The sequence below is a fragment of the Trebonia sp. genome, assembly GCF_049794275.1.
GTDB lineage: Bacteria > Actinomycetota > Actinomycetes > Streptosporangiales > Streptosporangiaceae > Trebonia.
In genome coordinates this window covers 1-7,720 of sequence record NZ_JBARCR010001044.1, presented here as the reverse complement: position 1 = coordinate 7,720, position 7,720 = coordinate 1, and the positions used below count along the sequence as shown (strand labels likewise).

4 protein-coding genes are annotated in these 7,720 nt (G+C 68.8%); 3 read left to right on the top strand and 1 reads right to left on the bottom strand.

The window, feature by feature from the left end:
* Positions 1-63: 63 nt before the first annotated feature.
* Positions 64-2,778 (top strand): DNA polymerase I, encoded by a 2,715-nt coding sequence (polA, locus tag WA805_RS26125; protein WP_425243677.1) that lies wholly within the window; start codon positions 64-66, stop codon positions 2,776-2,778.
* A 260-nt stretch (positions 2,779-3,038) separates the two neighbouring features.
* Positions 3,039-4,568, top strand: coding sequence for a 30S ribosomal protein S1 (gene rpsA / locus WA805_RS26120; RefSeq protein ID WP_422279484.1), 1,530 nt, complete (start codon positions 3,039-3,041; stop codon positions 4,566-4,568).
* A 268-nt stretch (positions 4,569-4,836) separates the two neighbouring features.
* On the opposite strand, the gene coaE is transcribed toward rpsA, so the two are convergent.
* A complete protein-coding gene (coaE, locus tag WA805_RS26115; protein ID WP_422323439.1) occupies positions 4,837-5,460 on the bottom strand; it encodes a dephospho-CoA kinase in 624 nt (207 codons plus the stop codon).
* A 207-nt stretch (positions 5,461-5,667) separates the two neighbouring features.
* On the opposite strand from coaE, the gene uvrB reads away from it, so the two are divergent.
* Positions 5,668-7,720: excinuclease ABC subunit UvrB (uvrB, locus tag WA805_RS26110; protein WP_425243676.1), on the top strand; the 2,053-nt coding region annotated here is incomplete at its 3' end.

The following is a 7,720-nucleotide window of genomic DNA, read 5'->3' as shown; positions in this document are numbered from 1 at the left end:
CGGGTGCCCGGCGGCCGTGCGGCCGGCCGCCGGGCACCGCCATGTGGTCATAGGATCAGGAAGGTGACTGACAGGCTGCTGCTGCTCGACGGGCACTCGCTGGCGTACCGCGCGTTCTTCGCCCTGCCGATGGAGAACTTCGCCACGACCACCGGCCTGCCCACGAACGCCGTCTACGGGTTCACCGCGATGCTGATCAACGTGCTGCGCGACGAACAGCCGACGCACGTGGCGGTGGCGTTCGACCGCAGCGAGCCGACCTTCAGGCACGAGCAGTACGTCGAGTACAAGGCGGGCCGCACCAAGGCCCCTGACGAGTTCCGCAGCCAGGTCAGCCTGATCTTCGAGGTGCTCGACGCGCTCGGCATCCGCCGGCTGTCCGCGGCAGGCTACGAGGCGGACGACATCATCGCGACGCTCGCCACCGAGGCAGAAGCCGAGGGCATGAACACCCTCATCGTCACCGGCGACCGGGACACGTTCCAGCTGATCTCCGACCACGTGACGGTGCTGTACAACAGCCGCGGGGTGTCCGACATGCGGCGCTACGACCCGGCCGCGCTGGTCGAGAAGTACGGGCTGACGCCGGCCCAGTACCCGGATTTCGCGGCGCTGCGCGGCGACAACAGCGACAACCTGCCCGGCATCCCCGGGGTGGGGGAGAAGACCGCGACGAAGTGGATCACGGAGTTCGGGTCGCTCGAGGAGCTGGTCAACCGCGTCGGCGAGGTCAAGGGCAAGGCCGGCGACGCGCTGCGCGAGCACCTCGGCAGCGTGCTGCGCAACCGCCAGCTCACCACGCTGATCCGCGACCTGCCGGAATCCACGGTGGGTGCCACGCCAGCCGACCTGGTGCCGCGGCCGTGGCACAGGGAGGCGATCCACCAGCTCTTCGACACCCTCCAGTTCCGGGTGCTGCGGGACCGGCTCTACCAGACCTTCCCCGACGGCCTGCCGGGCACCACGCCAGCCGCCGCGGGCGCCGCGGTGGACCAGTCCGACCTGGCGGGGTTCGAGGTGGAGGCTTCCGTTCTGGGCCCTGATGAGGTCGCCGGCTGGGTGGAAGAGCATTCTTCTCCAGAACGTACGGGGCTTGCTGTGGCAGGCAGCTGGGGCCGCGGCACGGGCAACGTCACCGGCATCGCGCTCGCCGCGCCCGATGGCACCGGGGCGTACCTCGACCCCGAGGCGCTGACTCCCGACGACGACCGCGCCCTGGCGCAGTGGCTGGCGTCGGGGGAGTACCCCAAGGCGCTGCACGACGCCAAGGGACCGATACACGCGCTGGCGGCGCACGGGTACGTTCTGAATGACCTGACGAGCGACACGGCACTAGCCGCATATCTCGCACTGCCCGGCCAGCGGACCTTCGACCTCGCCGACCTGGCGCTGCGGTACCTCGGCAAGGAGCTGCGCGACGACGGCGGGGACAACCTGCAGCTGACCCTGGACGGATCCGGCGAGGAGGAGAGCGCGGTCGCGCTCGTGCTGCGGGCCCGCGCCACGATGGACCTCGCCGCGGCGCTGGACACCGACCTGGAAAAGCGCGGCGCGACCCGGCTGCTCGATGAGATCGAGCTGCCGCTCGTCGGGGTGCTCGCGCGGATGGAACGGACCGGCATCGCGGCCGACGCCGAGCACTTCGCGGAGATGTCCGCCACCCTGTACGGCAGGGTGAAGGCCGCCGAGCAGGCCGCGTACGCCGAGGTGGGGCACGAGTTCAACCTCGGCTCGCCCAAGCAGCTCCAGGAGGTGCTGTTCACCGAGCTCGGGCTGCCGAAGACCAAGCGGATCAAGACCGGGTACACCACTGACTCCGAGGCGCTGACCAGCCTGCTCGCCGCCACCGAGCACCCGGTGCTCGAGCACCTGCTGCACCACAGGGACGTCGCCAAGCTGAAGTCGATCGTGGACTCGCTGATCCCGATGGCGGGCGAGGACGGCCGCATCCACACCACGTTCAACCAGATGGTCGCCGCGACGGGCAGGCTGTCGTCGACCGACCCCAACCTGCAGAACATCCCCATCCGCACCGAGCTCGGCCGCCGCATCCGGCAGGGGTTCGTCGTCGGCGCGGGCTACGAGACCCTGCTGACCGCGGACTACAGCCAGATCGAGCTGCGCATCATGGCGGACCTGTCCGGTGACGAGGCGCTGATCGCGGCGTTCGAGTCGGGGCACGACTTCCACGCGACCACGGCGTCCCGGGTGTTCGGCGTCGCGCCGGCCGACATCACGCCCGAGCAGCGCGCCAAGGTCAAGGCGATGAACTACGGCCTGGCGTACGGCCTGTCCGCGTACGGGCTGTCCAACCAGCTGCGCATCTCCGTGGAGGAGGCGCGCATGCTGATGGACGAGTACTTCAAGGAGTTCGGCGGGGTACGGGACTACCTGCAGTCCATCGTGGCGCAGGCCAGGATCGACGGCTACACCTCGACGATCATGGGACGGCGCCGGTACCTGCCCGACCTGGTGTCGGATAACCGGCAGCGCCGTGAGATGGCCGAGCGGATGGCGCTCAACGCGCCGATCCAGGGCTCGGCCGCCGACGTGATCAAGGTGGCGATGCTCCGGGTCGCCGCCGCGCTGGCCGAGGCCGGGCTCAGCTCCCGGATGCTGCTGCAGGTGCACGACGAGCTGATCTTCGAGGTCGCCCCCGGCGAGCTGACGGACGTGACGGCGCTGGTGACAGCCGCCATGGCCGGCGCGGCCGAGCTGCGGGTCCCGCTCGAGGTCTCCGTCGGCACGGGCCGCAGCTGGGCCGATGCGGCCCACTAACCCCGTGTTGGCACGAAAAAGGCACTCAGCATTCACTAAGCTGAGTCCGAGTTGTAGCCGCGTTCAATTGACCAGCCAGCGAGAAGTTCATACTCTGAACACTGCGCTGTGTCCTCGTGCGGTCTCGTCGCGGTCAGTTTGATCGTGAGACCGCCGGGGCATGCCGACCCGCGATCCGGCCAGGCAAGTCCCGCGCGTTCACTGCATAAGTCCTTGGCGCTCAATATTCATTCCTGTCCGTATCCGGAGCCAACCCACACATGACGAGCAGCACGCAAGCCACCTCAACCCCCAAGGTAGCGGTCAACGACATCGGGTCTGAGGAGGAGTTCCTCGCCGCGATCGACCTGACCATCAAGTACTTCAACGACGGCGATATCGTCGAGGGCACCGTCGTCAAGGTCGATCGAGATGAGGTCTTGCTCGATATCGGCTACAAGACGGAGGGGGTCATCCCCTCTCGTGAGCTGTCGATCAAGCACGACGTCGACCCGCACGAGGTCGTTAAGACCGGTGAGCAGATCGAGGCGCTTGTCCTCCAGAAGGAAGACAAAGAAGGCCGCCTGATCCTGTCCAAGAAGCGGGCGCAGTACGAGCGCGCGTGGGGCACCATCGAGCGCATCAAGGAAGAGGACGGCGTCGTCACCGGCACCGTCATCGAGGTCGTCAAGGGCGGCCTGATCCTGGACATCGGGCTGCGCGGCTTCCTGCCCGCTTCGCTGGTGGAGATGCGCCGGGTCCGCGACCTGCAGCCGTACGTCGGCCGGGAGATCGAAGCCAAGATCATCGAGCTGGACAAGAACCGCAACAACGTGGTGCTGTCCCGCCGCGCCTGGCTCGAGCAGACCCAGTCCGAGGTGCGCCACACCTTCCTCAACACGCTGCGCAGGGGCCAGATCCGCAAGGGCGTCGTGTCGTCGATCGTCAACTTCGGCGCGTTCGTCGACCTGGGCGGCGTGGACGGCCTGGTGCACGTGTCGGAGCTGTCCTGGAAGCACATCGACCACCCCGGCGAGGTCGTCGAGGTCGGCCAGGAGGTCACGGTCGAGGTGCTGGACGTGGACATGGACCGCGAGCGCGTCTCGCTGTCGCTGAAGTCCACCCAGGAAGACCCGTGGCAGCAGTTCGCCCGCACCCACCAGATCGGCCAGGTCGTTCCCGGCCGGGTCACCAAGCTGGTGCCGTTCGGCGCGTTCGTCCGCGTGGAGGAAGGCATCGAAGGCCTGGTGCACATCTCCGAACTGGCCGACCGGCACGTGGAAATCCCCGAGCAGGTCGTTCAGGTCGGCGAGGAGATCTTCGTCAAGATCATCGACATCGACCTGGAGCGGCGGCGGATCTCGCTGTCGCTGAAGCAGGCCAACGAGGGCACGGTCGGCGAGGCCGTCGGCGACGACTTCGACCCGACCCTCTACGGCATGCCCGCCACCTACGACGAGGCGGGCAACTACGAGTACCCCGAAGGCTTCGACCCGGAGACCGGGGAGTGGCTGCCGGGCTACGACTCGCAGCGCGAGGAGTGGGAGCGGCAGTACGCCGAGGCCCGCGCCCGCTTCGAGGCGCACCGCCGCCAGGTGGAAGAGTCTCGCGCCAAGGCCGAGGAAGAGGGCGACGGCGACGGCGAGGAGGCCGTGGCGGCTGCCACGTCGTCATCGTCCAGCCAGTCCACGCCCCGCGCCCCGCGCGGGGGCCGCAGCGCCACCCCGCAGGAGCCCGGCGCGCCGGGCGGCACCCTGGCCTCCGACGAGGCCCTGGCCGCCCTCCGCGACAGGCTCTCCGGCCAGGCGTAACGCAGTTAGCGCCGCTGCCCCGCTGGTCTATGACTCTTGACCGGCGGGGCAGCGGCGTTTCCGCCTCGCTCCGCACCAATCCTGCTCCCGCACCCGTCCTCCAGGCCCCAGGCCCAGGCCCCAGGCCCAGGCCCCTCCTTCGTCACAGACGTCCCTGTGCCTTCGTCCCGCCCCAGCCGTGGCGTCGGCTGAATCCTGCTCTTCACTTAGGGCGCGAAACGTACCAATATCTGTCCGATATGTCCGTTTATCCGGTACCTTTCGCGCCCTAAGTGGTGTCACGACGACCGCTGGCGCGGGACTGGAGGGTGGTCCAGACGTCGGAGACGCGGCGGTCCAGGTCTTCCAGGGTGCCGGAGTTGTCGATCACGATGTCGGCTACTGCCAGGCGCTCGTCGCGGGTCGCCTGGGCGGCCATTCTCGCGCGGGCCTGGTCCGCGGGCATGCCCCGGGCGGCCAGGCGCTCGAGCTGGACCTCTGGGGGGACGTCCACCACGATGACCAGGTCGAACTCTTTGCCCCTGCCGCCTTCGGCGAGCAGGGGGACGTCGTGCACGATGACCGCGCCATCGCCGGAAGCCTGAACGGCGGCCTGTTCCGCGGCGAGCATGTGGTCGTGGACGAGGGGGTGGACGATCGCGTTGAGCTTGCCGCGGGCCGCGTCGTCGGCGAAGACGATCTGCGCGAGCTTCGCCCGGTCCAGCGACCCGTCTTCGCGCAGCACGCCGGGACCGAAGGTCTCGGCGATCCTCGCGAGGCCCGGCGTGCCTGGTTCGACGACCGCGCGGGCGGCCTTGTCAGCGTCCAGGAGGACCGCGCCGTGCGCGGCGAGCCGACGGCCCGCCTCGCTCTTGCCCGATCCGATCCCGCCAGTCAGCCCGACCCGCAGCAACGCCGCTCACGTCCCTTCCCGCCCTGCCGATTACGCAACTGAACACTAATAGAACAGGCCGATCGCGCAACCGGCAGGGCGCACAGCACCGGGCCTCGCCACCTCCTGCTCGACGGCTTCTGGACCGGGCCGGAATGTCGGACCCCCGCCGTAGAGTTGAACGGTGAGCCGCCGCCGGAGGGCGACGGCGAAGGAGGAGGTGGCGCCGTGCGGCCGGTAACGGACCTGCAGCGCAGGGTGGCGCCGTTCAACGTCGTCACGGACATGGTGCCCGCCGGGGACCAGCCGACCGCGATCGCCGAGATCGAGAAGCGGGTGCGCGCGGGGGAGAAGGACATGGTCCTGCTCGGCGCGACGGGCACAGGGAAGACGGCCACGGTCGCGTGGGTCGCGGAAAAGCTCCAGCGGCCCGTGCTCGTCATGCTGCCCAACAAGACGCTCGCCGCGCAGTTCGCCAACGAGCTGCGCGAGATGCTGCCGCACAACGCGGTCGAGTACTTCGTCTCCTACTACGACTACTACCAGCCAGAGGCGTACGTCCCGCAGACCGACACCTACATCGAGAAGGACTCGTCGATCAACGACGAGGTGGAGCGGCTGCGGCACTCGGCGACCAACTCGCTTCTCACCCGCCGGGACACGATCGTCGTCGCGTCGGTCTCGTGCATCTACGGCCTGGGCACGCCGCAGGAGTACGTGGACCGCATGCTCAAGGTGCGGGTAGGCGACACGATAGACCGGGACGGCATGCTCAGGCACCTGGTCGGGATGCAGTACGCCCGCAACGACATGTCCTTCACCAGGGGCACCTTCCGGGTGCGGGGCGACACGATCGAGATCATCCCGCAGTACGAGGAACTCGCCGTCCGGATCGAGATGTTCGGCGACGAGGTCGAGCGGCTGTCCACGCTGCACCCGCTGACCGGCGAGGTGGTCAGCGAGGACCAGGAGCTCTACGTCTTCCCTGCGAGCCACTACGTCGCGGGCGAGCAGCGGATGGAACGCGCCATCGCGGGTATCGAAGCCGAGCTAGGGGCACGGCTGGCCGAGCTGGAGCAGGCCGGCAAGCTGCTCGAGGCGCAGCGGCTGCGGATGCGCACCACCTACGACATCGAGATGATGCGCCAGGTCGGCAGCTGCTCGGGCATCGAGAACTACTCGCGGCACATCGACGGCCGCGAGCCGGGCAGCCCGCCGAACACGCTGCTTGACTACTTCCCCGAGGACTTCCTGCTCGTGGTCGACGAGTCGCACGTCACCGTGCCACAGATAGGCGCGATGTACGAGGGCGACGTGTCCCGCAAGCGGGTGCTCGTCGAGCACGGCTTCCGGCTGCCGAGCGCGATCGACAACCGGCCGCTCACCTGGGACGAGTTCTGCGAGCGGATCGGTCAGACCATCTACCTGTCGGCCACGCCCGGCCCGTATGAGATGCGGCGGGTTGGCGGCGACGTGGTGGAGCAGGTGATCAGGCCCACCGGGCTCATCGACCCCCAGGTCATCGTCAAGCCGACCAAGGGCCAGATCGACGACCTGCTCGAGGAGATCAGGCTGCGAACCGAGCGGGACGAGCGCGTCCTGGTCACCACCCTGACCAAGAAGATGTCCGAGGACCTCACCGACTACCTGCTGGAGAACGGGATCCGCGCCCGGTACCTGCACAGCGAGGTCGACACGCTAAGAAGGATCGAGCTGCTGCGCGAGCTGCGGCTCGGCGAGTACGACGTGCTCGTGGGCATCAACCTGCTCCGCGAGGGCCTCGACCTGCCCGAGGTGTCGCTCGTTGCGATCCTGGACGCGGACAAGGAAGGGTTCCTGCGCTCGGGCACGTCGCTGATCCAGACGATCGGCCGGGCGGCGCGCAACGTCTCCGGCGAGGTCCACATGTACGCGGACAAGATCACGCCGTCCATGCAGCACGCGATCGACGAGACCAACCGCCGGCGCGAGAAGCAGATCGCGTACAACCTCGCCAACGGCGTGGACCCGCAGCCGCTCCGCAAGCGGATCGCCGACATCCTGGATCAGATCATCCGTGAGGACGCCGACACCGAGCAGCTGATCGGCGGCGGCGGCCGTCAGCAGTCCCGGGGCAAGGCGCCCGTCCCTGGGCTGTCCTCCCGGGCACGGGCCGCGGCCCGCGGCGCGGGCGGAACAGGCGGAGCAGAAGGCGCAGTTGTCGGCGAGGGCGCGGCCCGCGGCGACCTGATCGCGCTCATCGAGCAGCTGACCGACCAGATGCACGCGGCGGCCGCGGAGC